Genomic DNA, 20,667 nt, shown 5'->3' with positions numbered 1-20,667 from the left:
GGAAGATCACTTCCCCCGTACCAACACCGTTTCCACCCATGCCAGCGTCCGCGCCGTCGCCCCGCGATGGGCAGCGGCCTCGGATAGGTTGTAGAAGGGAAAACCGGTCAGCACGAGCGTACCCACGGCGCAGGCTTCGATGAGGTTCTGGCTTGATCAGCTCCGCGCAAAGGCGAGCAGTGGCGCAATGTCGCGGGTGTCGGCGGCTCGCAGGGCGGCGATGTAATTGCGCCGGGTGTCGCTGGCATCCGCCAGGTTGTGACTGCCCCAACTGAAGCGCGGCTTGCCCAGGCGCTCAACGAGCAAGTCGGCCATCATCCGGGCATGGCGCCCATTGCCGTTGGCAAATGGGTGGATGGCAACCAGGCGATGATGGAAGCGGACGGCGATTTCATCCGCCGGAAAGCTGCCGTGCTCGACCTGGTAGCGCACGTCATCGAGCAACTTTCGGAGCTCGACGCCGATGTAGAGCCAATCGACACCGATGTTCTTGTCGGATTTGCGGAAATCTCCGGCCCAGCGCCAGGTTTCGCCAAACATCCGTTCATGGAGTTGGCGCAGGAAGGTCTCAGTGAGGATTTCCTTGCGCTGTCTGCGTGCCCATTTGTCGCCCTCGACGATGTTGAGCTGTTCCCACTCGTTGAGCTCGGCCTGGGTGGCGAGGTGGTCCGGGATCAGGCTGGCCAGTTCGTCGGCATCAAGCGGTGTGGCGCCGGGCGGGTAGTCAAGATTGACGGGAGGGTTGGCGGCCATCGGTCTCAACTTTCCCGCCACAGCGCGCGCCGCGAACCCTTGAGCAGACTTTCGGCCAGGGCGCGGGTTTGCGCCTCGACGGCGTCCGGCGAAGTGGCTTGCGCTTCCAGCGCCATGGTGTGGCTGACGGCCGCCATCTGCTCATGGGCCAGGGCGGCGGCGCGCGCTTCCAGCGTATCGGCCAGCGTTTTTTTCGGTACCAGCGCGTATTGCAGCTCGCAGCCCAGCGCCTCGGCGGCGCGACGCAGGGTGCCGAGACTGATGGCATCGTCGGCTTCGGAGGTTTCGAGGCGCGTGACGGTGGAAGTGGACACGCCGAGTTTGTGGGCCAGATGGGTTGCGGTCATGCCCAGGGCCTCTCGAATGGCTTTCAGCCAACCCGATGGGGGACGCGGCGGTAAATCGGCGGCGCGCCAGCGGCTGAGCATGGCGTCGAGTTGGCGGAGCTTGAGTTCGGTGAAGTTCGATCCCATTATTTTGCGCTTTGATGCAATGTGTCAACCCAATTTATTGCATTATATAGCAATAAATATAGATTTATAATTGCGTCTTAATGCAAAATCAAGCCAAACGGATTCATCCTTAAAACCCCGGTTGGCCGCATCACCGTGCGGGTGAGCGATCCAGCGTTGGCAATCCATGGTTTTTCTCTGTGATCTCTGTGGCTTGCAGTCCGGTTTTCAGGTTCTATTGGCTCGCTTTGCGAGTGCTTCGGCCAGCGGTTTACTTCCCCCGCGCCAACACCTCGTCCACCCATGCCAGCGTCCGCGCCGTCGCGCCGCGATGGGTGGCGGCGAAGCGGCTGCCGGCGGCGCCCATGGCCGCGCGGTCGGATTCGTCCTTGAGCAGCGCAGACGCGGCGGCCACCAAGCCTTCCGCGTCCGCCACCTGCCGCGCCGCGCCGGTGGCAAGGGCGTTGGCGGCGGCCTCGGCGAAGTTATGGGTGGACGGGCCGATCAGCACGGGCTTGCCCACGGCGCAGGCCTCGATCAGGTTCTGGCAGCCGAAGTCGAGCAGGCTGCCGCCGACGAAGGCGACGTCGCAGGCGGCGTAGTAGGCGAACATTTCGCCCAGGCTGTCGCCGATCCAGACGTCGGTGTCCGGCGCCACGGCGGCATCGTCGCTGCGGCGCTGGACGCGAAAGCCCTGGCTGCCCGCCAAGGCCGCCGCTTCATCAAACCGTTGCGGGTGGCGCGGCACCAGCACCAGCAGGGCATTGTCTGTGCGGGGTGTCGTGCGCCAGGCCGCCAGGATCAGGGCTTCTTCGCCCTCCCGGGTACTGGCGCAGAGGAACACGGGGCGGGAGCCGATGCGGCGGCGGAAGTCCTGGCCCAAGGCCAGGCGCTCGGGCGGCGGCGTGATGTCGAACTTCACATTGCCCAGCACGGTCACGTCGGCGGCGCCCAGGGCGCGGAAACGGTCGGCCTCGGCCTCGGTCTGGACGGCGACGCCGGCCAGATCGCGGAGCGCCCCGGCCACCAGCCCCGGCAGGCGGGCGTAGCGCCGCGCCGAGCGGGCGGAAAGCCGCCCGTTGGCCAGCACGAGGGGGATGCCCCGATCCCGGCAGGCGGCGATCAGGTTGGGCCACAGCTCGGTTTCCATCACCAGGCCGAAGCGGGGCGCCCAGCAATCCAGGAAGCGGGCCACGGCGCCGGGGGTGTCGTAGGGCAGGTAGCAGCGTTCGATGCCGTCGCCGAACAGTTCCTCGCCGGTCTGGCGGCCCGTGGGCGTCATGTGGCTGATGAGGATGCGGTGGCCGGGATAGCGCTGGCGCAGGGCCGCCACCAGCGGCTGGGCGGCGCGGGTCTCGCCGACGGAGACGGCGTGGAGCCAGATCAGTGGAGTCTGCCCATGAGCCCTCCCCCCGGCCCCCTCCCCGGGGGAGGGGGTTCGCGGGGCGAACCCCGTGGGGAACTGGGAAGCCCTCCCCCCGACCCCCTCCCCGGGGGAGGGGGTGACGGCGGTTCGGCCACTGGCGTGGCCTCCGGTCGATACGCTGCCGCGCCTTTGGGCGGCCATGCGGCGCGGCGTCCTTTCCTCCGTCTCCTCTCCGCTGACAGGGACCACGGGCGGTTGCCCGGCGGCGCGGGCCGGCTCCGGCGCATGACGGTAGCAGCCGAAGCGTTCCATCCAGTGGCGGCGGTATTCGGGCTGGCGCCGGCTGCGCAGCAACAGGTGCAGCAGGGCCCAGGGCAGCAGCAGGAAGACGGCGCAGGTGTAGAGGCGGCGCGTCATGCCGTGACGGGCGTCAACAGGCGCCGGGCGGCCTCGATGGCCTCGGCCGGGGTCGGTGCGGCGCCGGGGCGGCCGAGGTTGACGGCGCGGGGGCCGGCATGGACCCCGGTCAATTCCGGATCGGAACCGGCGAACAGCGCCACGGTGGGGCGGTCGAGGGCGGCGGCGAGGTGGGTGAGGCCGGTGTCCAGCCCCACCACCAGGGCGGCGCCGGCGAACAGGCCGGCCAGTTGCGCCACCGCCAGCGGCGGCGCGGCCAGCGCGCCGGGCACCGCGGCGGCCAGGCGCGCCGCGCGCTGCCGCTCTTCGCCGCTGCCGGCCGGCAGCACCGCGCGCAGTCCGGCGCCAGCGAGGGCGCGCATCAGTTCCACCCAGTGGGCCTCGGGCCAGAGCTTGTCGGCGCGCGAGGTGCCGGTCAGCAGCACCGCGTAGGCGCGCGCGGCGGGCAGCCAATCGGCCGCCAGGGGCGGCGCGGCGATGCCGTAGTCGAGCGGCAGGTCGGGGGTGTAGCCGAAAGCCGCGGCCGCCAGCCAGCGGTTGCGTTCCACGGCGTGGGCGTTCCTGGGGATGCCGAAACCCCGGTCGTAGGCGCGTGCCGCCAGCGGTTCGCGGGCGGCTTCCCGGCCATAGCCGCAGCGCGTGCCGCCGGGTGCGAGGCGTGCCTGGGCGGTCAGCAGCGCGCTCTTGATCAGCCCCTGGCTGTCCAGCACCACGTCGTAGGCTTCGGCGCGCAACAGCGCGCGGAAGGCGGCGATTTCGCGCCAGGTGTCACGGCGCAACAATTGCCCGCGCCAGCGCCGCAGCGCCACCGGAATCACCCGCCGCACCGCCGGGTGGAGCCGCGGGATGTCCACGAAACCTTCCTCCACCATCCAGTCGATCCGCGCGTCCGGCCGCCGCCGCGCCAGGTCGGTGACCAGGGGCAGGTTATGGACGACGTCGCCGAGGGAGGATGTTTTGATCAATAGGATACGCATGGGCCAGGCCGGTGTATTGGTTCCCTGTGGGCTACAATGTGAGGCGTCATGGAAAGTCATGAATCTATGCGTCAGACAGGGAGCGGGATCGCATTTTTGGTCTGAGTCGATGTTCGATGATTGTATCCTTGAGAGATACAATTATTTCCCTGACTCGCGACCCGTGTGACTTGCGACCGGTGGCCGAATGGGAACAGACCCTAGAATGACGTCCTCGTGCAACCCGCCGGATTATAGCCAGCCATGCTTTCCCGCCGCGTCCCCCTGTCCGCCGTCCTGATCGTCCGCGATGCGGCTTCCCAGTTGGCGCCCTGCCTGGACAGCCTGGCGTTCTGCGACGAGATCGTGGTCGTCGACTCGGGCAGCGCGGACGGCACCGTGGCCCTGGCCAGGGACCACGGCGCGCGGGTGATCGAGGAGCCCTGGCGCGGCTTCGGCCCGCAGAAACAGTTCGCGGTGGAGCAGGCGGCGCATGACTGGGTGCTCTGCCTGGACGCGGACGAGCGGGTGAGCCCCGCGCTGGCCCGAAGTATCGAGGCGGCGCTGGCGGACCCGGACCACGGCGCCTATCGCTTCCCCCGCTGCAACCGCTTCATGGGCCGCTACCTGCGTCACGGCGAGGGTTACCCGGACTGGAGCCTGCGCCTGTTCGACCGCCGCCAGGCGCGCTGGTCCGACGACGCGGTGCATGAGAAGGTGCTGACCGGCGTCCCGGTCGGCGAGCTGCGCGGCGACCTGCTCCACGATTCCGCCGAGACCCTGGAGGGCTACCTGGCCAAGCAGAACCGCTACACCACCCTGGCCGCGCGCGAGGCGCTGGCCCGCGGCAAGCGTCCCGGCGTGGCGCGTCTGCTGCTCGGTCCGCCGCTGCGTTTCTTCAAGTTCTATTGTCTGCGCCGGGGCTTTCTGGATGGTCTGCCCGGACTGGTGCACATCGTGATCGGCTGCACGAACACTTTTTTCAAGTATGCGAAAATGTTGGCCTTTCGGTCAGAACGGCAGTAATGCCGCGGGTATTGGCGCGTTAACGTGAAACAGCAAATTGAAACAGCAGATCAAACATACGAGCGCAGCGAGCCGATACCGTCACCTCCCCCGGAGAGGGGGAGGCTGGGAGGGGGAGGGCTTTCCTGCCCTTCGCGTATTTCATGCACCGGTGCGGAAATCTCCTTTCCATGAGCGTTAGCATGAAAATCCTGGTCACCGGCTGTGCCGGCTTCATTGGCATGTACGTCTGCGAGCGCCTGCTGGCGGCGGGCGAGGACGTGGTCGGCATCGACAACCTCAACGACTACTACGCGGTGTCCCTCAAGGAGGCGCGCCTGGCGCGCCTGGCGCCGCACGCCAACTTCCGCTTCCAGCGCCTGGACCTGGCCGACCGCGAGGGCATGGCCGCGCTGTTCGCCGCCGAGCGGCCGCGGCGGGTGATCCACCTGGCGGCCCAGGCCGGCGTGCGCTATTCCCTGAAGAATCCCAATGCCTACGCCGACAGCAACCTCACGGGCTTCGTGAATGTGCTGGAAGGCTGCCGCCACCAGCGCGTCGAGCATCTGGTGTATGCCAGCAGCTCCAGCGTCTATGGCGGCAACACCCGGATGCCCTTCGCCGAGGGCGACAACGTCGATCATCCGGTCAGCCTCTACGCCGCCACCAAGAAGGCCAACGAACTGATGGCCCACGCCTACAGCCATCTCTACGGCCTGCCCACCACCGGGCTGCGGTTTTTCACCGTGTATGGCCCCTGGGGCCGCCCCGACATGGCCTATTTCGGCTTCACCAAGGCCATCCTGGAAGGCCGCGCCATCGACGTGTACAACGAGGGCCGGATGCAGCGCGACTTCACCTACATCGACGACATCGTCGAAGGCGTGCTGCGCATCGCCGAGCGCCCGCCGGCGGCGAATCCGGCGTTCGACAAGGAACGCCCCGACCCGGCCGGCAGCTGGGCGCCCTACCGGGTGATGAACATCGGCAACCACCAGCCGGTGGAGCTGATGGAATTCATCGCCACCCTGGAGCAGGCCCTGGGCCGGGAGGCCGTCAAGAACTTCCTGCCGATGCAGGACGGCGACGTGCCCGCCACCTACGCCGACACCGCCGCCTTGCGCGCCGCCACCGGCTTCGCGCCGTCCACCCCCCTGGCCGAGGGCATTGCCCGTTTCGTGGCCTGGTACCGGGCGTACTACGCCTGATGGCGGCCTCTTGCGCCGACGGTCCGGGCAGGAAGGTCGCGGTGCGATGACGGAGCACGAACTGCTGCTGATTCCGGTGCCGGCGCTCCTGACCGCCGCCGCTCTGGGGTTTTTGCTGAAAAGCGGTCGGGCCCTGGCGATCGCCGCCGACATTCCCAACGACCGCTCCCTGCACAGCCGGCCGACGCCGCGCATCGGCGGCCTGGTGCTGCTGCCCGCCGCGCTGGCCTGCGCCGCCGCGCTGATGCCTGCGGCGCGCGGCCTGCTGCTGCTGGCCCTGGCGCTCGGCCTGCTGTCGTTTGCCGACGATCGCCGCAGCCTGCCCGTGATGGTGCGGCTTGCCGCCCATCTGGGCGCCGCCGCCGTCGCCGCCGGGCTGCTGCTGGCCGGCGCCGACGGGTGGCGGGTGGCGCTGCTCGCCCTGGTCATCGCCTGGTGCGCGAACCTGTTCAACTTCATGGACGGCGCCGACGGCCTGGCCGGCGGCATGGCCCTGTTCGGCTTCGGCGCCTACGCGCTGGCCGCCTGGCCGCAGCAGCCGGGGCTGGCGGCCGTGTGCGGAAGCCTGGCCGCCGCCAGTGCCGGTTTCCTGGTGTTCAACTTTCCGCCGGCGCGCTGCTTCATGGGGGACGCCGGCTCGGTGCCCCTGGGTTTCCTGGCCGCCGTCCTCGGGCTGTGGGGCGTTCGCCTCGATCTGTGGCCGGGCTGGTTTCCCTGCCTGGTGTTCCTGCCCTTCCTGGCCGACGCCACGATCACCCTGGGGCGCCGGGCGCTCTCCGGGGAGCGGGTGTGGCAGGCCCATCGCGAGCACTACTATCAACGCCTGGTGCGCATGGGCTGGAGCCATCGCCGCCTGGCCGGCGCGGCCTACGCGCTGATGGCGGGCTGCGCCGCGGCCGCCCTGGCGTTGCGCCAGGCATCGCCGGCCCTGCTCTGGCCCGCGCTGGGTGTCTGCCTGGGCGGGTTTCTGGCGCTGCTGGGGTGCGTCGACCGCATGTGGCGGCGGCATCGGAGCCAGTCGTGAAACAACGCATCAATTGGCGCATGCTGGTCGCCATGACCTACGACCTCGCCGCCGCGGTCCTGGCCTGGATGTCCGCCTACGGTCTGGCCTACGATTTCTCGATTCCCATCAACCAGGTTCCGACCATGCTGCTGGATCTGGCCTGGGTGCTTCCCCTGGAAGGGGCCATTTTCATGTACTTCGGCCTCTATCGCGGCATCTGGCGGTTCGCCAGCATTCCGGACCTGCGCCGCATCATGCTGGCTTCCGGCACCGCCGCCCTGGCGGTGCCGGCGCTGCTCTGGCTGCAGGGCCGGCTGGCGAATCTGCCGGCCGGCATTTCGGTGCTGAACCCGATCCTGCTGGTGATCCTGATGGGGGGCAGCCGTTTCCTCTACCGCGCCTGGAAGGACGGCGACCTGCTCACGCCGCGTCCGCCGGACGCCACGCCGGTGCTGGTGATGGGCGCCGGCGAGGTGGCGGTGACCCTGCTGCGGGCGCTGACCCAGAACATCCGCTGGCAGGTGCTCGGTCTGCTGAGCGACGACGGCAGCAAGCTGGGCCGTCAGATCCACGGCACCACGGTCCTCGGCCGCCTCGACCAGGTGGCGGCGCAGGCCAGCCGCCTCGGCGTCGGCCATGTCATCGTCGCCATTCCCGGCGACAACAGCGACGCCCGCCGCCGCGCGATCGAACTGGCGGTCGACGCGGGCCTCAACGTGATGACCATCCCCGCCTTGACCGACGTGCTGGCCGGCAAGGTGTCGGTGTCCGAAGTGCGCCACGTGGACCTGGAGGACGTGCTGGGCCGGGCGCCGGTGCAACTGGACAGCCCGGGCCTGCACGGGCTGCTGGAAAATCGCACGGTGCTGGTGACCGGCGCCGGCGGCTCGATCGGCGCGGAACTGGCGCGCCAGGTGGCCCGCTTCGACCCCGGCCGGCTGGTGTTCCACGAGTTGTCCGAATTCGCTCTGTACATGATCGAGCAGGAGTTCTCCGTCGCCTATCCGCGCCTGCCCATCGCCTGCGTGGTGGGCGACACCAAGGACGAGATCGCCCTGCGCCATGTGATGGCCCGCCACCGCCCCGAGGTGGTGTTCCATGCCGCCGCCTACAAGCACGTGCCGCTGATGGAGGGTGAGAACGCCTGGGCCGCGGTGAAGAACAACGTGCTGGGCACGCTGGGCGCGGCCCGCGCCGCGATGAGCCAGGGCGTGGGCAAGTTCGTGCTGGTCTCCACCGACAAGGCGATCAATCCCACCAGCGTCATGGGCGCCAGCAAGCGCCTGGCGGAGCGGGTCTGCCAGGCGCTGCAGCACCAGGGCGGACACACCACCCGTTTCGTCACCGTGCGCTTCGGCAACGTGCTCGGTTCCAGCGGCAGCGTGATTCCCAAGTTCCGCGAGCAGATCGCGCGCGGCGGTCCGGTCACCGTCACCCACCCGGAGATCGTGCGCTATTTCATGCTGATTCCCGAAGCCGCCCAATTGGTGTTGCAGGCGGCCCTGATGGGCGGCGGCGGCGAAACCTTCGTGCTCGACATGGGCGCGCCGATCAAGATCGTGGACCTGGCGCGCGACATGATCCGGCTCTCGGGCTTCAGCGAGCGCGAGATTCCGATCGAATTCACCGGCCTGCGCCCCGGCGAGAAGCTCTACGAGGAGTTGCTGGCCGACGGCGGGACCACGCTGCCGACGCACCACGCCAAGCTGCGCATCAACAAGGAAAACGGCACCCCCGGCGCCGACTGGCTGCGCGGCGTGGAGGAATGGCTGGCGGCGCCGACCCGCACCGAATACGAGGTGAAGGCGGGTCTCAGGGGCTGGGTGCCGGAATACCGCCCCGCAGAGCATTGAAGGCGGCGGCCACTTCCTCCACCGCGATGTCGGTCACCTGACGCGAGGGTTTTTGCAGCACGCGGCAGGGCACCTCCCAGGGGCGCCAGCGCTCGGTGCTCGAATCGCCGAACAGACAGACGATGGGCAGGCCCAGGCCCGCCCCCAGGTGCATCGCGCCGCCGTCGGCGCAGATCAGCGCGCCGCAGCCGGCCAGGGCCTGGATCAATTCCGGCAGGGTGCGGGTGGCGACCGGCTCGATCGGGCGTTCGGTGTCCGGGGCGTCCGGAGCGCCCTGGGCGTCCAGCGCCTGGAGAATGCTGCGGGCCTTCTCGTCGTCCCCCGGATGGCGCGGGTCGTCGGCCGGGCCGGGCGCCCACAGCAGGCGGAAGCGCAGGCCGGGATGCGTCTGGCGCAGCATCCGGATCAGGGCCACGAAGCGTTCCGCCGGCCAGCGTTGCGACGGTTTGCGGGCGCTGATGTGGATCGCGATGCGGTCGGCGTCGGCCCCATGGGTTTGGGCGGCGGCGGATTGGATGCGGCAGGCCGGCGGCGCGCCCTCGATGCCGTACTCGCGGGCGACGCGGAACACGTGCTCCACTTCATGCAGCGGCTCCGTGGTCAGCGGCAGTTCCAGGTCGGCGCCGCAAGGGCCGAAGGCGATCACCCGCCGCGGCTTCAGCCAGCGGGCCAGGCGCACCATGCGCGCCTGCGGCAGCGGCGTGGCGATGATCACGTCGTCCAGGCCCATCCGCCGCAGGCGGCGCAGCATCCGCAGGCGCCGCCAGAAGATGCCCGGCAGGCTCTCCCCAGTCTCGCGATGCTTGGCCTTGGTGTAGACGAAGAGCTCGTCGAGATCGGGGCTGCCGCTCAGCACCGGGGCGTTGTAGCTATTCACCAGCGCCCCCAGCCAGCCCTGGGGAAAGCGCTGGCGCAGCGCGTGGATCAGCGGCGTGGTGCATACCAGATCGCCGATGTTGTCGCGGCGGATCACCAGGATGCGGGGCGTGGGCAGGATAGTCACGGTAGACTGCGGGAACTATGGCGACGTATGCGATCGGTGACATCCAGGGCTGTTTCGATGCCCTGACCCAACTGCTGGACGAATTGAATTTCGATGCCCGCAACGACCGGCTCTGGTTCGTCGGCGACCTGGTCAATCGCGGCACCCAGTCCCTGGAAACCCTGCGCTTCGTGCATTCGCTGGGCGAGAGGGCCGTGGTGGTGCTGGGCAATCACGATCTGCATCTTATCATGCAGGCCGAAGGCCACGGCCGCACCAACAGCGACGACACCCTGCAGGCGGTGCTGGCCGCGCCCGACCGCGACGAGCTGCTGGACTGGCTGCGCGGCTGTCCGCTGTTCCACGTCGAGGGCGACTACGCGATGGTGCATGCCGGCCTCCTGCCCCAATGGTCCGTGGCCCAGGCCGCCGAGCTGTCGGCGGAAGTGAGCCGCGCGCTGCGCGCGCCCGACTACCGCCAGTTCCTGGCCCGCATGTGGGGCTCCGAACCCGCCGCCTGGCGCGACGATCTGGCGGGCTGGGAGCGGCTGCGGGTGGTGGTCAACGCCATGACCCGGATGCGCTTTTGCAGCGCCGAGGGCGTGATGGATTTCCGTTCCAAGGGCGCGCTGGATTCGGCGCCGCCCGGGCAGATGCCCTGGTTCGCCGTACCGGGACGGGCCAGCGCCGACCACACGCTGATCTGCGGCCACTGGTCGGCGCTGGGGCTGCGCGTCGAACCCCGCTTGCTGGCGCTCGACACCGGTTGCCTGTGGGGCGGCTCCCTGACCGCGGTGCGGCTGGAGGACCGGCGGGTGTTCCAGTTGCCTTGCCGCGTCCATGTGCAGTCTGGCGACTGGGGGTGAAAAGGGCTCGCCCCCCTTCGCCCCCTCCGGGGGGTTCTCTCTGGCTCGCTGCGCTCGATATTACGGGGAACGTTGTGGCGGCACCGATAGGATGCGGCTGGCGCCACGTGCCGCTTTTCCTTGCGGCGGCGCGGCGGAAAAGCTGTTTTTTAACCTAAAGAGAAAGACACCATGGATACGAATACCAACGACATTAGCGAACTCGGCATCGAGGACATCAGCGTCGGCGATGGCGCCGAAGCCGCCGCCGGGCAGTGGGTGCTGGTCCATTACACCGGCTGGCTCACCGACGGGCGGAAGTTCGATTCCAGCCGCGACCGCAACGAGCCTTTCGAATTCCACCTGGGCGGCCGCCAGGTCATCGCCGGCTGGGACCAGGGGGTGCAGGGCATGAAGATCGGCGGCGTGCGCCGCCTCACCATCCCGCCCCATCTGGGCTACGGTCCGCGCGGCGCCGGCGGCGTGATTCCGCCCAACGCGACGCTGGTGTTCGAGGTGGAACTGCTGGAGATCGACTGAGCGAACTGACGCTCGCCCCCCTTCGCTCCCCTCGCGGGGGGTTCTCATCGGCTCGCTGTGCTCGAAAGTCACGGGGAGCTGCCGTGGCGGCAGCATCCCGTTTGCGCCTGGCGGCGCGTGCCGCTTTCCCTTGCGACGGCGCGGCGGAAAAGCTACGTTTTCACACTCAGACGATGTCCAGATTCTGGATGCCGGCGTTGACGTCCTTTTCCTTGGCGTCCTTGCCGTTGAGTTTGATCATCAGCCGCACCTCGTTCATCGAGTCGGCGAAGCGCAAGGCGTCCTCATAGCTGATCTTGTCCGCTTCGTGCAGGTCGAACAGGGCCTGGTCGAAGGTCTGCATCCCCAGCTCGCGGGATTTCTTCATGATCTCCTTGATGCCGTGGACCTCGCCCTTGCCGATCAGGTCGGAAATCAGGGGCGAGTTGAGCAGGATTTCCACGGCCGCCGCCCGGCCCTTGCCCTCCTTCAGGGGGATCAGGCGCTGGGACACGACGGCCTTGAGGTTCAGCGACAAGTCCATCAGCAGTTGCGGCCGGCGCTCCTCCGGGAAGAAGTTGATGATCCGGTCCAGCGCCTGGTTGGAGTTGTTGGCGTGGAGCGTGCCCATCGCCAGGTGACCGGTTTCGGCAAAGGCGATAGCGTGCTCCATCACCTCCCTGTCGCGAATCTCGCCGATCAGGATCACGTCAGGCGCCTGGCGCAGCGTGTTCTTCAGTGCCGCCTCCCAGGACTCGGTATCCACGCCCACCTCGCGCTGGGTGATCACGCAGTTCCGGTGGTCGTGCACGTATTCGACCGGATCCTCGATGGTGATGATGTGGCCGTAGGAATTCTGGTTGCGGTAGCCGATCATGGCCGCCAGCGAAGTGGATTTGCCCGAGCCGGTTCCGCCGACGAACAGCACCAGGCCGCGCTTGGTCATCGCCACTTCCTTCAGCACCTGGGGCAGCTTGAGCTCGTCGAAATCAGGGATCGTGGTGTTGATGGTCCGCAGCACCAGGCCGGTGCGGCCCTGCTGGACGAAGGCATTCACCCGGAAGCGGCCGATGCCGGCCGGCGAGATGGCGAAATTGCATTCCTTGCTGGCCTCGAACTCGGCCGCCTGCTTGTCGTTCATCACCGCCCGCGCCAGTTCCATGGTGTGCTGGGGCGTCAGGGGCTGGGTGGTGGCCGGTGTCATCTTGCCGTCGATCTTGATCGCCGGCGGGAAGCCGGCGGTGATGAACAGGTCGGAACCCTTCTTCTGGACCATCATGGCCAGCAGCTGGTACATGAATTTGAGTGCCTCGTCGCGTTCCATTTTTAAATCCTTAGCCGCTTGCGGCTCTTACTAGAAGCCTCCCCGTGAGGGGAGGATGGGAGGGGCGGGCCGAGTTTCGACAAGGATAATTTCGCCGGCCTCAGCCGGCGAAATTATCCTTGTTGGCCGCCTTGCTGCGGGCTTCGGCCGCGGAGACGATATTGCGCCGGACCAGGTCCTGCAGGTTCTGGTCCAGGGTCTGCATGCCGTACTGCTGGCCGGTCTGGATCGCCGAATACATCTGGGCGATCTTGTTTTCCCGGATCAGGTTGCGGATCGCCGGCGTGCCGATCATGATCTCGTGGGCCGCCACCCGGCCGCTGCCGTCCTTGGTCTTCAGCAGCGCCTGGGAGATCACCGCGCGCAGGGATTCGGAGAGCATCGCGCGCACCATCTCCTTCTCGGCGGCGGGGAAGACGTCGACGATCCGGTCCACCGTCTTGGCGGCGCTGGAGGTGTGCAGGGTGCCGAACACCAGATGGCCCGTTTCCGCCGCCGTCAGCGCCAGGCGGATGGTTTCCAGGTCGCGCATTTCGCCCACCAGGATCACGTCCGGGTCCTCGCGCAGGGCCGAGCGCAGCGCGTTGGCGAACGACAGGGTGTGGGGCCCCACCTCGCGCTGGTTGATCAGGCACTTCTTCGATTCATGGACGAATTCGATCGGATCCTCCACCGTCAGGATGTGGCCGTATTCGTTCTCGTTGATGTCGTCGACCATCGCCGCCAGCGTCGTGGATTTGCCCGAGCCGGTGGGGCCGGTGACCAGCACGATGCCCCGGGGCTGGTTGGCGATGTCCTTGAAGCTCTTGGGGCAGTTGAGCTGCTCCAGGGTCAGCACCTTGGAGGGAATGGTCCGCAATACCGCCGCCGCGCCACGCTGCTGGACGTAGGCATTGACCCGAAAACGGGCCAGGCCGGGCACCGCGAAGGAGAAGTCGCACTCCAGGTTTTCCTCGTAGAACTTGCGCTGACCATCGTTCATGATGTCGTAGATCATCGCATGCACGTCCTTGTGCTCCATCGGCGGCAGGTTGATGCGCCGGATGTCGCCGTGGACGCGGATCATCGGCGGCAGGCCGGACGACAGATGCAGGTCGGACGCTTTGTTCTTGACCACGAAGGCCAGCAGTTCGGTGATATCCATGAAGACCTTCCGAAGATGGGGGCGGGTATACTTCGAAGAGACGCCGAACAAGCCGCCCGTTCGGGCTGAGCCTGTCGAAGGGCCTGGCACGAACGGACTCAATCAGCGTTTCCCCGAACAGTATATGACATCCATCGCCGCCAACCTGCAAGCCGTCAATGCCCGCATCGCCGCTGCCTGCGCGGCCGCCGGACGGGGACGGGAGTCCGTGAGCCTGCTCGCGGTGAGCAAGACCTGGCCGGCGACCGCCGTCCGCGCCGCCGCCGAGTGCGGCCAGCGGGCGTTCGGCGAAAGCTACGTGCAGGAGGCCGCCGCCAAGATCGACGCCCTGGCCGATGCCGGACTCGAATGGCACTTCATCGGCCCCCTGCAAAGCAACAAGACCCGGCCGGTGGCGGAACGCTTCGACTGGGTCCATTCCGTCGAGCGCCTGAAGGTCGCCCAGCGCCTGGCGGAACAGCGGCCGGCAAACCTGCCGCCGCTCAACGTCTGCCTGCAGGTCAATGTCAGCGGCGAGGCCAGCAAGAGCGGCTGCGCGCCGCACGAGGCGATGCCCCTGGCGCGCGCCATCGCGGCGCTGCCGGGTCTGCGTCTGCGCGGCCTGATGGCGATTCCCGAGCCGACGGACGATCTTGGGCTGCTGCGCGGCCGCTTCGCCTTGCTGCGACAATTGCGCGACGAATTGAACGCCGGTGGCCTGGCGCTGGACACCCTGTCGATGGGCATGTCCGGCGACCTGGAATGCGCCATCGCCGAAGGCGCCACCCTCGTGCGGGTGGGTACGGCGGTGTTTGGCGAACGGTGAGACACACTCTGGAGGTTCCATGAAAATCACATTCCTCGGCGGCGGCAACATGGCCAACGCCCTCATTGGCGGCTTGCGGCAACAGGGCTATTCGGCGGCCGGCATCCAGGTGGTGGAGCCGCAGGCGGAGGCCTGCGAGAAGCTGACCGCGGCCTACGGCGTGCGCTGCGTGGCGGGCGTGGACGCCGCCGCCCTCAATTGCGAGGTGCTGGTGCTGGCGGTGAAGCCGCAGGTGATGCGCGCGGCGCTGCAACCGCTGGCGGGCAAGCTCGGCGGGCAACTGGTGATCAGCATCGCCGCCGGCCTGCGCCTGGCCGACATTTCCCGTTGGCTGGGCGGCGCGGCATCCTATCGCCGCCTGGTGCGCTGCATGCCCAACACTCCGGCCCTGATCGGCGCCGGCCTGACCGGCCTCTACGCCGATCCCAGCGTGGATCGGGAGGGCCAGGGCATGGCGGAGAAAATCCTCGGCGCCGTCGGTCGCACCCTGTGGATCGACGACGAGGCCAAGATGGACGCGGTCACCGCCATTTCCGGCAGCGGCCCTGGTTACGTCTTCTATCTGATGGAAGCGCTGGAGAACGCCGCCCGCGATCTCGGCTTCGACGACGCCACGGCGCGCCTGATGACCGTCGAGACCTTCGTCGGCGCCGCCCGCCTGGCCGGGCAGAGCGCGGAGTCGGTCGCCGTGCTGCGCCAGCGGGTGACCTCCAAGGGCGGCACCACCGAGGCCGCCTTGAACAGCTTCGAGGCCGACGGCGTGATGGCCGCCATCCGCCGCGGCACCGCCGCCGCCAACCAGCGCGGCCGGGAGCTGTGCGAGCTGCTGGGTGCGGAGGAATAATGTTGATTCGCCTGTTCCTGATGGTGCTGGACGTCCTGGCGGGCTTTCTCAGCCTCGCCCTCCTGGCCCGCTTCGCCCTGCAATGGGCGCGGGCGCCCTACCGCAATCCGATCGCCCAGTTCCTGGTGGCGGTGACCGACTGGGCCGTGCGCCCGGCGCGGCGCGTGATCCCCAGCGCCTGGGGACTCGATCTCGCCAGTCTGGTGCTGGCCTGGCTTGCGCAGGGGCTCTACCTGGGCCTGGCCCATGGCCTGGGCGGCCTCGGTGGCGGCCCGTTGGAGGCGGTGGGTCTGGTGGCGCTGCTGGCCCTGCTGGAAACCTTGAAGCTGGCGGCCTGGCTGGCGCAAGGCGTGATCATCGTCGCCGCCCTGCTTTCCTGGATCAATCCCTACGCGCCGATGGCGCCGGTGGTCAACGCGCTTGCCCAGCCGCTGCTGCGGCCCTTCCAGCGCCTGATCCCGCCCATCGGCGGCGTGGACCTGTCGCCGCTGGCGGCGCTGCTGGCGATCCAGTTGCTGCTGGCGGTGCTGACCAGCCTGTTCGGCGCGCTCTTGATGCCGATGCGGTGAGCGCCTGGCTGCGACCGCAGGGCGACGGCGTGGTGCTGGCGCTGCACGTCCAGCCCGGCGCCAAGCGCACCGAAGTGGCGGGCCTGCACGGCGAGGCGCTGAAGATCCGCCTGGCGGCGCCACCCGTGGACGGCAAGGCCAACGCCTGCCTGGTGGAGTTCATCGCCGAACAACTGGGCATTGCCAAGAGCCGGGTCAGCCTGGTTGCCGGCCAGACATCGCGCACCAAAAAAATCGCCGTGGCCGGCATGGACGCAGATACGACGCAACGGCGATTGCTGGGGGACGATCCGGGTTAGGAAACGCTGTTAAGTCCGCCCGCCCGAGTCCTTCGGCGAGATTCAGTACCGGCCCTTCGTCAAGCTCAGGCGAGCCGAAAGGGGGCGAGCCAAAAGCTATTCTTCGTCAGGCACCCCATACTGCGTCTGGTAAGGGCGCAGGGCCGCCCGCCGTTCCTGGGGATCGATGCCGAAATCCTCGAGAACGTAATCGACCGTGCCATGCCGCCCCTTGGGGTTGGCCGCGATGAAGGCCGCCATGGCCTGCCGCGCCTGCTCGGTGAAGGGCAGTTCGAAAAAGCGGTACAACCGTTCCACCGTGCCGATCTGGTCCTTGATGAACTCCGGAAATATCACGTCCGTCACTTGTTCCTGCGGCAATTTGCGACGTCCCTCCATGGCGCCGTACAGCAGGTCTTCCACCCGCCGGCTCCAGTAGCGGCCGTTGATCCGCAGGTCCACCTCGCGCGTGGCCATCCGCTTGCCATAGGTGTCCATCACCAGTGTGGAAGCGGTGATGCGGACCGGGTCGCGGTGAGTCTGGACGATGCGGGCATCGGGGAACGTGTCGATCAGGGCATCCAGCGTTTCCAGGTGCTGGGGCGACTTCAGCACCCAGCGCTGCCCCTGGGAGCGCCGCTGCCACTGGAACATCTGGAGCACGCGCTTCAAGAAATCGTAGGCCGGACGATGGTCCGCCTGGCGGTACCAGTCCCGGTAGGTCGGGCAGCGGTACATGTTCTCGAACAGCATCGAAGAAAAATGGATGGTGAAGATGTTGATTTCCTCGTGGCACCCCTCGACCGACAGTTCGTGCATCCGCTGGAAGTAAGGCATCATCCAGTCCAGGGTTTCCAGGGACTGCCGGCAACGCGCGATGCGCGGATCCTGGCCGTTGCCGCTGGTTTGCTCCCTGGCGGAAAGCACGGGCTCCAGCAATTCGTAGTAGGCCAGGTACTGGAGGTTCTGGTCCTGGGACAACAGGCTGTGCAAATGCGTGGTCCCGGTGCGGGGAAGGCCGGCGATGATGATCGGCCGTTCGATTTTTTCGGCGAGGATTTCCGGATGGCGACGGATGACGTCCTCGATCAGCAAACGGTTCTGCAATTGCTGAAGAATGAAGCGGCGCGCGCCGATTCGCCCAAGAAAACTCAGGTCGGCTTCCTTGTCCAGGCAGAACAGCAGCGTGCGCAGCGGTTCGAGGAAGGACGAGTCCGGGCCGAAGTCGTCGAGTCCGGCCTGCCGCCGGGCGGTATTCATCAGCTCCGTCATGTCCAGCCCGATCAGCGATCGGGCCCAGGGCTGCCCCAACCAGTTGACCGTCCTCAAAGGCAGCGGAAGACGCGGTCGAGCCAGATCGGTGATGCGAACGGAAGCGGGTGCAGTGTCGTTCATGGCGGAACCTCCGTTTTTCAATTCAAATCCGAGATGGGCACCACGCGGCAACGGGGCTTGGGCGGGTCCTCCGCCGGCAGCAGCATGCGCCAGAAAATCAGCCCTTCCTCCCGGCCGCAGGTATCCAGCCAGTTGGCGCAGCCTGGATCGCGCGCCGCCAGCACGATGCGGTAGGAGCCGTCGGGTTCCAGCTGCAACTGGCTGCGATTCAGGGAAATCTGCCGATCCCGGTATTCCAGGGTCTGCATGTATCGGTTCCAGAGCATCACATTGACGAATGAACAGTCGGGAAACCGGCCCTCCATCACCAGTGCTTCATCGGCCCGCAGACGGTACACACCCATGGCATAGGCAATGTCGCCGCCGCCCCAGCCGCCGCTACCCGACGCTCGAAACACGATCGGCGCCGGCATCTCGTTGGGCGGAAGCAGCGTGAATGCCGGCTGACCGGACGGCGTCAGCATGTCGAAGGTGGCGCCGCGGATGAAGGCATTGACGTCCCGCAGTTTGCGCGCGAAGCTCGCGTCGTCGGCCATGGGGCGGGGCGGCGGCGGTTCGAGCGGTTCGATGCTCAGGGAGATCCGGATATCAGGGTTTGCCAGGGCGGGCCGGGAATCCTCATAGATGTGGCGGCTGATCACCGATGCCGCGTTGTCCGGCAAGCGAATCCAGTTTCCCGGACAAGGGTCTCGGCTGAGAATGATTTCATAGCCGCCGTCGGCGTCGAACTGCAATTGGCGATCGCTGATATCCGCCAGGAGCGGCTCCGCCGAAGGACCAAGGCGATCCGCCGCCACGCGTCCATGGATCGAGAAGGAGAGATACTTTTCGCCCGCCCGCCGACCCCGGATGCGATAGGCCCGGTCGCCGCGGATGGGAGCGAAATAGGAATAGCAATCGGGGTTGTCCCCCATCCACTTGCGGGTCGGCGAGGTCATGACGACGAACGCCGGACGCTCGGGGTCGCCTTCCAGATAACAATCGGCGCCAACGCAGAGCAGATGCAGAATGTTGCGGAACCCGTCCAGCTGGTCGATTTCCCTGAGCGTCCCATCTCCCAGGCAGATATCGGCATAGTCCCGCAGGCTGTCGAGCAATTGATGAAAAGCTTGGTGACTCTGGCTTCTCATGGCGCCTCCCTTCAAACGAATGGGTAACCGCCATGTTCGCAGCTGACCGGCTTTGGCGATAACCTCACCAGGAAACAGGAAGCACTACCGCGTCGATCAGCCAGCACCCGAGGGGGATGGGGTGGACCGAGCAATCATGGGTGACGCGTGAAGCCGCTCGGAAACCCATCCCCACCCCGGCCCTCCCCTTGAAGGGACGGGCGTTAACGGACGAAAGTGCCGCCGCCGTCCACCATCAGGGTCTGGCCGGTGATGTAGTCGGAGTCCTCGGAGGCGAGGAAGACGGCGGCGCGGCCGATGTCACGCTCGCAGTCGCCGTAGCGGCCCAGGGGGATGCGGGCGAGCGACGCCTGGTACTGGTCCGGCAGTTCCTCTTTCCACTTCTTGACGCCGGGGGATTCGGCGGCGGGGCAGATCACATTGACGTTGATCCTGTGGCGGCCCCACTCGGTGGCGGCGACCCGGCTCATGCCGCGAATGGCTTCCTTCGCCGCGGCGTAGGCGGTCTGCCCCCACATGCCGTTGATGCCGGCGCCGGAGCCGAAGTTGATGACCTTGCCACCCTTTTTCGAGAGATGGGGGAAGGCGGCCTGCATCATGTACCAGGTGGCGTAGAAGCCGGAGTTCATCGACAGCGCCATGTTTTCGTCGGACGTTTCTTCCAGCGTGATGCCGGGGCGGGAGGCATGGGCGTTGTTGACCAGGATGTCCAGCCCGCCCAGATTCTTCACCGTGGCGTCCACGGCGGCGTTCACTTCGGCGCGGACGCCGACGTTGCAGGGGATGGCGATGGCCTTGCGGCCCAGCGCCTGCACCTGTTCCACGGTCTTCGCCGCGGAATCGGCGTTGAGTTCCACCACGGCGATGTCGGCGCCTTCCTTGGCCATGGCGAGCGCGATGCCCTGGCCGATGCCGCCGCCGGCGCCCGTGATCAGGGCGACTTTTCCGTCAAGCTTTCCCATGAGTGTTCTCCTCGTGTGATGTATGGGGATGGGCTTCAGTCCCGCGTCGTTTCAGCGACGCGGGAGGGTTCGGGGTGTTGCGGGGGAGTCAGCGGACGAAGCAGGCGCCGCCGTCCACCATCAGGGTCTGGCCGGTGATGTAGTCGGAATCCTCGGAGGCGAGGAACACGGCGGCGCGGCCGATGTCGCGCTCGCAGTCGCCGTAGCGGCCCAGGGGGATGGTCCGCAGCACGGCCTCATAGGCCTTGGGCATTTCCGCCTTCCACTTGGCGACGCCGGGGGATTCGGCGGCGGGGCAGATTACATTGACGTTGATCCTGTGGCGGCCCCACTCGGTGGCGGCGACCCGGCTCATGCCTCGGATGGCTTCCTTCGCTGCGGCGTAGGCGGTCTGGCCGGACTGGCCGACGACGCCGGCGCCGGAGCCGAAGTTGATGACCTTGCCGCCTTTTTTCGACAAGTGGGGGAAGGCGGCCTGCATCATGTACCAGGTGGCGTAGAAGCCCGAGTTCATGGAGAGCGCCATGTCGTCCTCGGAGACCTTCTCCAGGGGGATGCCGGGGCGGGAGGCGTGGGCGTTGTTGACCAGGACGTCCAGCGCACCCAGATTCTTCACCGTGGCGTCCACGGCGGCGTTCACCTCGGTGCGGACGCCGACGTTGCAGGGAATGGCGACGGCCTTGCGGCCCAGCGCCCGCACCAATTCCACGGTCTTGGCGGCGGCCTCCGCGTTGAGTTCCACCACCGCGATGTCGGCGCCTTCCTTGGCCATGGCGAGCGCGATGCCCTGGCCGATACCGCCCCCCGCGCCCGTGATCAGGGCGACCTTGCCGTCAAGCTTTCCCATGCTGTTT

Annotated in this window: 21 protein-coding genes; 10 read left to right on the top strand and 11 right to left on the bottom strand. The window is 67.5% G+C overall.

Annotated features, from left to right (window positions below; translation table 11 throughout):
- Positions 1-156 precede the first annotated feature (156 nt).
- The 4 genes from B9N43_RS11590 to waaC form a co-directional block, all read right to left on the bottom strand.
- On the bottom strand, positions 157-753 hold the full coding sequence (locus B9N43_RS11590) for a mobile mystery protein B (RefSeq protein ID WP_145842351.1): 597 nt from the start codon (positions 751-753) through the stop codon (positions 157-159).
- A 5-nt stretch (positions 754-758) separates the two neighbouring features.
- Positions 759-1,226 (bottom strand): mobile mystery protein A, encoded by a 468-nt coding sequence (locus B9N43_RS11585; RefSeq protein WP_145842350.1) that lies wholly within the window; start codon positions 1,224-1,226, stop codon positions 759-761.
- A gap of 250 nt (positions 1,227-1,476) precedes the next feature.
- A complete protein-coding gene (gene waaA / locus B9N43_RS11580) occupies positions 1,477-2,988 on the bottom strand; it encodes a lipid IV(A) 3-deoxy-D-manno-octulosonic acid transferase (RefSeq protein ID WP_222428717.1) in 1,512 nt (503 codons plus the stop codon).
- Complete coding sequence (gene waaC, locus B9N43_RS11575; protein WP_145842349.1) at positions 2,985-3,965, bottom strand: lipopolysaccharide heptosyltransferase I; 981 nt, start codon at positions 3,963-3,965, stop codon at positions 2,985-2,987. Before waaC ends, waaA begins: the two co-directional genes overlap by 4 nt.
- 243 nt (positions 3,966-4,208) lie before the next feature.
- Between waaC and B9N43_RS11570 the strand changes: the two genes are divergently transcribed.
- The 4 genes from B9N43_RS11570 (at position 4,209) to B9N43_RS11555 (ending at position 9,016) form a co-directional block, all read left to right on the top strand.
- A complete protein-coding gene (locus tag B9N43_RS11570; protein ID WP_145842348.1) occupies positions 4,209-4,970 on the top strand; it encodes a glycosyltransferase family 2 protein in 762 nt (253 codons plus the stop codon).
- Between the two features lie 182 nt (positions 4,971-5,152).
- Positions 5,153-6,157 (top strand): NAD-dependent epimerase, encoded by a 1,005-nt coding sequence (locus B9N43_RS11565; RefSeq protein ID WP_145842347.1) that lies wholly within the window; start codon positions 5,153-5,155, stop codon positions 6,155-6,157.
- Between the two features lie 46 nt (positions 6,158-6,203).
- Positions 6,204-7,181: an MraY family glycosyltransferase gene (locus tag B9N43_RS11560; RefSeq protein WP_145842346.1), complete on the top strand. Its 978-nt coding sequence runs from the start codon at positions 6,204-6,206 to the stop codon at positions 7,179-7,181.
- On the top strand, positions 7,178-9,016 hold the full coding sequence (locus B9N43_RS11555; protein WP_315904544.1) for a nucleoside-diphosphate sugar epimerase/dehydratase: 1,839 nt from the start codon (positions 7,178-7,180) through the stop codon (positions 9,014-9,016). Before B9N43_RS11560 ends, B9N43_RS11555 begins: the two co-directional genes overlap by 4 nt.
- Here the strand turns inward: B9N43_RS11555 and B9N43_RS11550 are convergent.
- Positions 8,976-10,019, bottom strand: coding sequence for a glycosyltransferase family 9 protein (locus B9N43_RS11550; protein ID WP_145842345.1), 1,044 nt, complete (start codon positions 10,017-10,019; stop codon positions 8,976-8,978). The two genes, B9N43_RS11555 and B9N43_RS11550, sit on opposite strands and share 41 nt — an antisense overlap.
- Positions 10,020-10,036: 17 nt before the next feature.
- Here B9N43_RS11550 and B9N43_RS11545 point away from each other — a divergent pair, with 17 nt between their 5' ends.
- Complete coding sequence (locus B9N43_RS11545; RefSeq protein ID WP_145842344.1) at positions 10,037-10,864, top strand: symmetrical bis(5'-nucleosyl)-tetraphosphatase; 828 nt, start codon at positions 10,037-10,039, stop codon at positions 10,862-10,864.
- Positions 10,865-11,035: 171 nt separating this feature from the next.
- Positions 11,036-11,383 carry an FKBP-type peptidyl-prolyl cis-trans isomerase gene (locus B9N43_RS11540; RefSeq protein WP_145842343.1) on the top strand — a complete coding sequence of 116 codons (348 nt, stop codon included), beginning with the start codon at positions 11,036-11,038 and terminating at the stop codon, positions 11,381-11,383.
- A 166-nt stretch (positions 11,384-11,549) separates the two neighbouring features.
- Here B9N43_RS11540 and B9N43_RS11535 read toward each other — a convergent pair whose 3' ends face one another.
- On the bottom strand, positions 11,550-12,686 hold the full coding sequence (locus tag B9N43_RS11535; protein WP_145842342.1) for a PilT/PilU family type 4a pilus ATPase: 1,137 nt from the start codon (positions 12,684-12,686) through the stop codon (positions 11,550-11,552).
- Positions 12,687-12,786: 100 nt separating this feature from the next.
- On the bottom strand, positions 12,787-13,830 hold the full coding sequence (locus B9N43_RS11530) for a type IV pilus twitching motility protein PilT (protein ID WP_145842341.1): 1,044 nt from the start codon (positions 13,828-13,830) through the stop codon (positions 12,787-12,789).
- A gap of 124 nt (positions 13,831-13,954) precedes the next feature.
- On the opposite strand from B9N43_RS11530, the gene B9N43_RS11525 reads away from it, so the two are divergent.
- From B9N43_RS11525 to B9N43_RS11510, 4 genes are read left to right on the top strand one after another with little or no spacing between them, the layout of a single operon-like run.
- Complete coding sequence (locus B9N43_RS11525) at positions 13,955-14,635, top strand: YggS family pyridoxal phosphate-dependent enzyme (RefSeq protein WP_145842340.1); 681 nt, start codon at positions 13,955-13,957, stop codon at positions 14,633-14,635.
- A 19-nt stretch (positions 14,636-14,654) separates the two neighbouring features.
- A complete protein-coding gene (gene proC, locus B9N43_RS11520; protein WP_145842339.1) occupies positions 14,655-15,479 on the top strand; it encodes a pyrroline-5-carboxylate reductase in 825 nt (274 codons plus the stop codon).
- Positions 15,479-16,048, top strand: a complete 570-nt coding sequence (locus B9N43_RS11515; protein WP_145842338.1) for a YggT family protein — start codon at positions 15,479-15,481, stop codon at positions 16,046-16,048. Before proC ends, B9N43_RS11515 begins: the two co-directional genes overlap by 1 nt.
- Positions 16,045-16,347 carry a DUF167 domain-containing protein gene (locus B9N43_RS11510; protein ID WP_145842337.1) on the top strand — a complete coding sequence of 101 codons (303 nt, stop codon included), beginning with the start codon at positions 16,045-16,047 and terminating at the stop codon, positions 16,345-16,347. The genes B9N43_RS11515 and B9N43_RS11510 overlap by 4 nt, the downstream gene beginning before the upstream one ends.
- A 96-nt stretch (positions 16,348-16,443) precedes the next feature.
- On the opposite strand, the gene B9N43_RS11505 is transcribed toward B9N43_RS11510, so the two are convergent.
- The 4 genes from B9N43_RS11505 to B9N43_RS11490 all read right to left on the bottom strand — a co-directional run bounded on the left by B9N43_RS11505 (position 16,444) and on the right by B9N43_RS11490 (position 20,660).
- A complete protein-coding gene (locus B9N43_RS11505; RefSeq protein WP_145842336.1) occupies positions 16,444-17,721 on the bottom strand; it encodes a sulfotransferase family protein in 1,278 nt (425 codons plus the stop codon).
- A gap of 17 nt (positions 17,722-17,738) precedes the next feature.
- On the bottom strand, positions 17,739-18,851 hold the full coding sequence (locus tag B9N43_RS11500; RefSeq protein WP_145842335.1) for a DUF1214 domain-containing protein: 1,113 nt from the start codon (positions 18,849-18,851) through the stop codon (positions 17,739-17,741).
- 203 nt (positions 18,852-19,054) lie between these two features.
- Complete coding sequence (locus tag B9N43_RS11495; RefSeq protein WP_145842334.1) at positions 19,055-19,813, bottom strand: SDR family NAD(P)-dependent oxidoreductase; 759 nt, start codon at positions 19,811-19,813, stop codon at positions 19,055-19,057.
- 88 nt (positions 19,814-19,901) lie between these two features.
- On the bottom strand, positions 19,902-20,660 hold the full coding sequence (locus B9N43_RS11490; RefSeq protein WP_145842333.1) for an SDR family NAD(P)-dependent oxidoreductase: 759 nt from the start codon (positions 20,658-20,660) through the stop codon (positions 19,902-19,904).
- Positions 20,661-20,667 lie beyond the last annotated feature (7 nt).

The sequence above is a fragment of the Denitratisoma sp. DHT3 genome, assembly GCF_007833355.1.
Classification (GTDB): Bacteria; Pseudomonadota; Gammaproteobacteria; order Burkholderiales; family Rhodocyclaceae; genus Denitratisoma.
This window is presented reverse-complemented; position numbering and strand designations above follow the sequence as displayed.

Coding starts and splice junctions, on each gene's coding strand:
- B9N43_RS11505 (WP_145842336.1), bottom strand. CDS start 17,721: ATGAACGACACTGCACCCGCTTCCGTTCGCATCACCGATCTGGCTCGA.
- B9N43_RS11590 (WP_145842351.1), bottom strand. CDS start 753: ATGGCCGCCAACCCTCCCGTCAATCTTGACTACCCGCCCGGCGCCACA.
- B9N43_RS11525 (WP_145842340.1), top strand. CDS start 13,955: ATGACATCCATCGCCGCCAACCTGCAAGCCGTCAATGCCCGCATCGCC.
- B9N43_RS11490 (WP_145842333.1), bottom strand. CDS start 20,660: ATGGGAAAGCTTGACGGCAAGGTCGCCCTGATCACGGGCGCGGGGGGC.
- B9N43_RS11570 (WP_145842348.1), top strand. CDS start 4,209: ATGCTTTCCCGCCGCGTCCCCCTGTCCGCCGTCCTGATCGTCCGCGAT.
- B9N43_RS11540 (WP_145842343.1), top strand. CDS start 11,036: ATGGATACGAATACCAACGACATTAGCGAACTCGGCATCGAGGACATC.
- proC (WP_145842339.1), top strand. CDS start 14,655: ATGAAAATCACATTCCTCGGCGGCGGCAACATGGCCAACGCCCTCATT.
- B9N43_RS11545 (WP_145842344.1), top strand. CDS start 10,037: ATGGCGACGTATGCGATCGGTGACATCCAGGGCTGTTTCGATGCCCTG.
- B9N43_RS11585 (WP_145842350.1), bottom strand. CDS start 1,226: ATGGGATCGAACTTCACCGAACTCAAGCTCCGCCAACTCGACGCCATG.
- B9N43_RS11560 (WP_145842346.1), top strand. CDS start 6,204: ATGACGGAGCACGAACTGCTGCTGATTCCGGTGCCGGCGCTCCTGACC.
- B9N43_RS11495 (WP_145842334.1), bottom strand. CDS start 19,813: ATGGGAAAGCTTGACGGAAAAGTCGCCCTGATCACGGGCGCCGGCGGC.
- B9N43_RS11515 (WP_145842338.1), top strand. CDS start 15,479: ATGTTGATTCGCCTGTTCCTGATGGTGCTGGACGTCCTGGCGGGCTTT.
- B9N43_RS11530 (WP_145842341.1), bottom strand. CDS start 13,830: ATGGATATCACCGAACTGCTGGCCTTCGTGGTCAAGAACAAAGCGTCC.
- B9N43_RS11535 (WP_145842342.1), bottom strand. CDS start 12,686: ATGGAACGCGACGAGGCACTCAAATTCATGTACCAGCTGCTGGCCATG.
- B9N43_RS11500 (WP_145842335.1), bottom strand. CDS start 18,851: ATGAGAAGCCAGAGTCACCAAGCTTTTCATCAATTGCTCGACAGCCTG.
- waaC (WP_145842349.1), bottom strand. CDS start 3,965: ATGCGTATCCTATTGATCAAAACATCCTCCCTCGGCGACGTCGTCCAT.
- waaA (WP_222428717.1), bottom strand. CDS start 2,988: ATGACGCGCCGCCTCTACACCTGCGCCGTCTTCCTGCTGCTGCCCTGG.
- B9N43_RS11565 (WP_145842347.1), top strand. CDS start 5,153: ATGAAAATCCTGGTCACCGGCTGTGCCGGCTTCATTGGCATGTACGTC.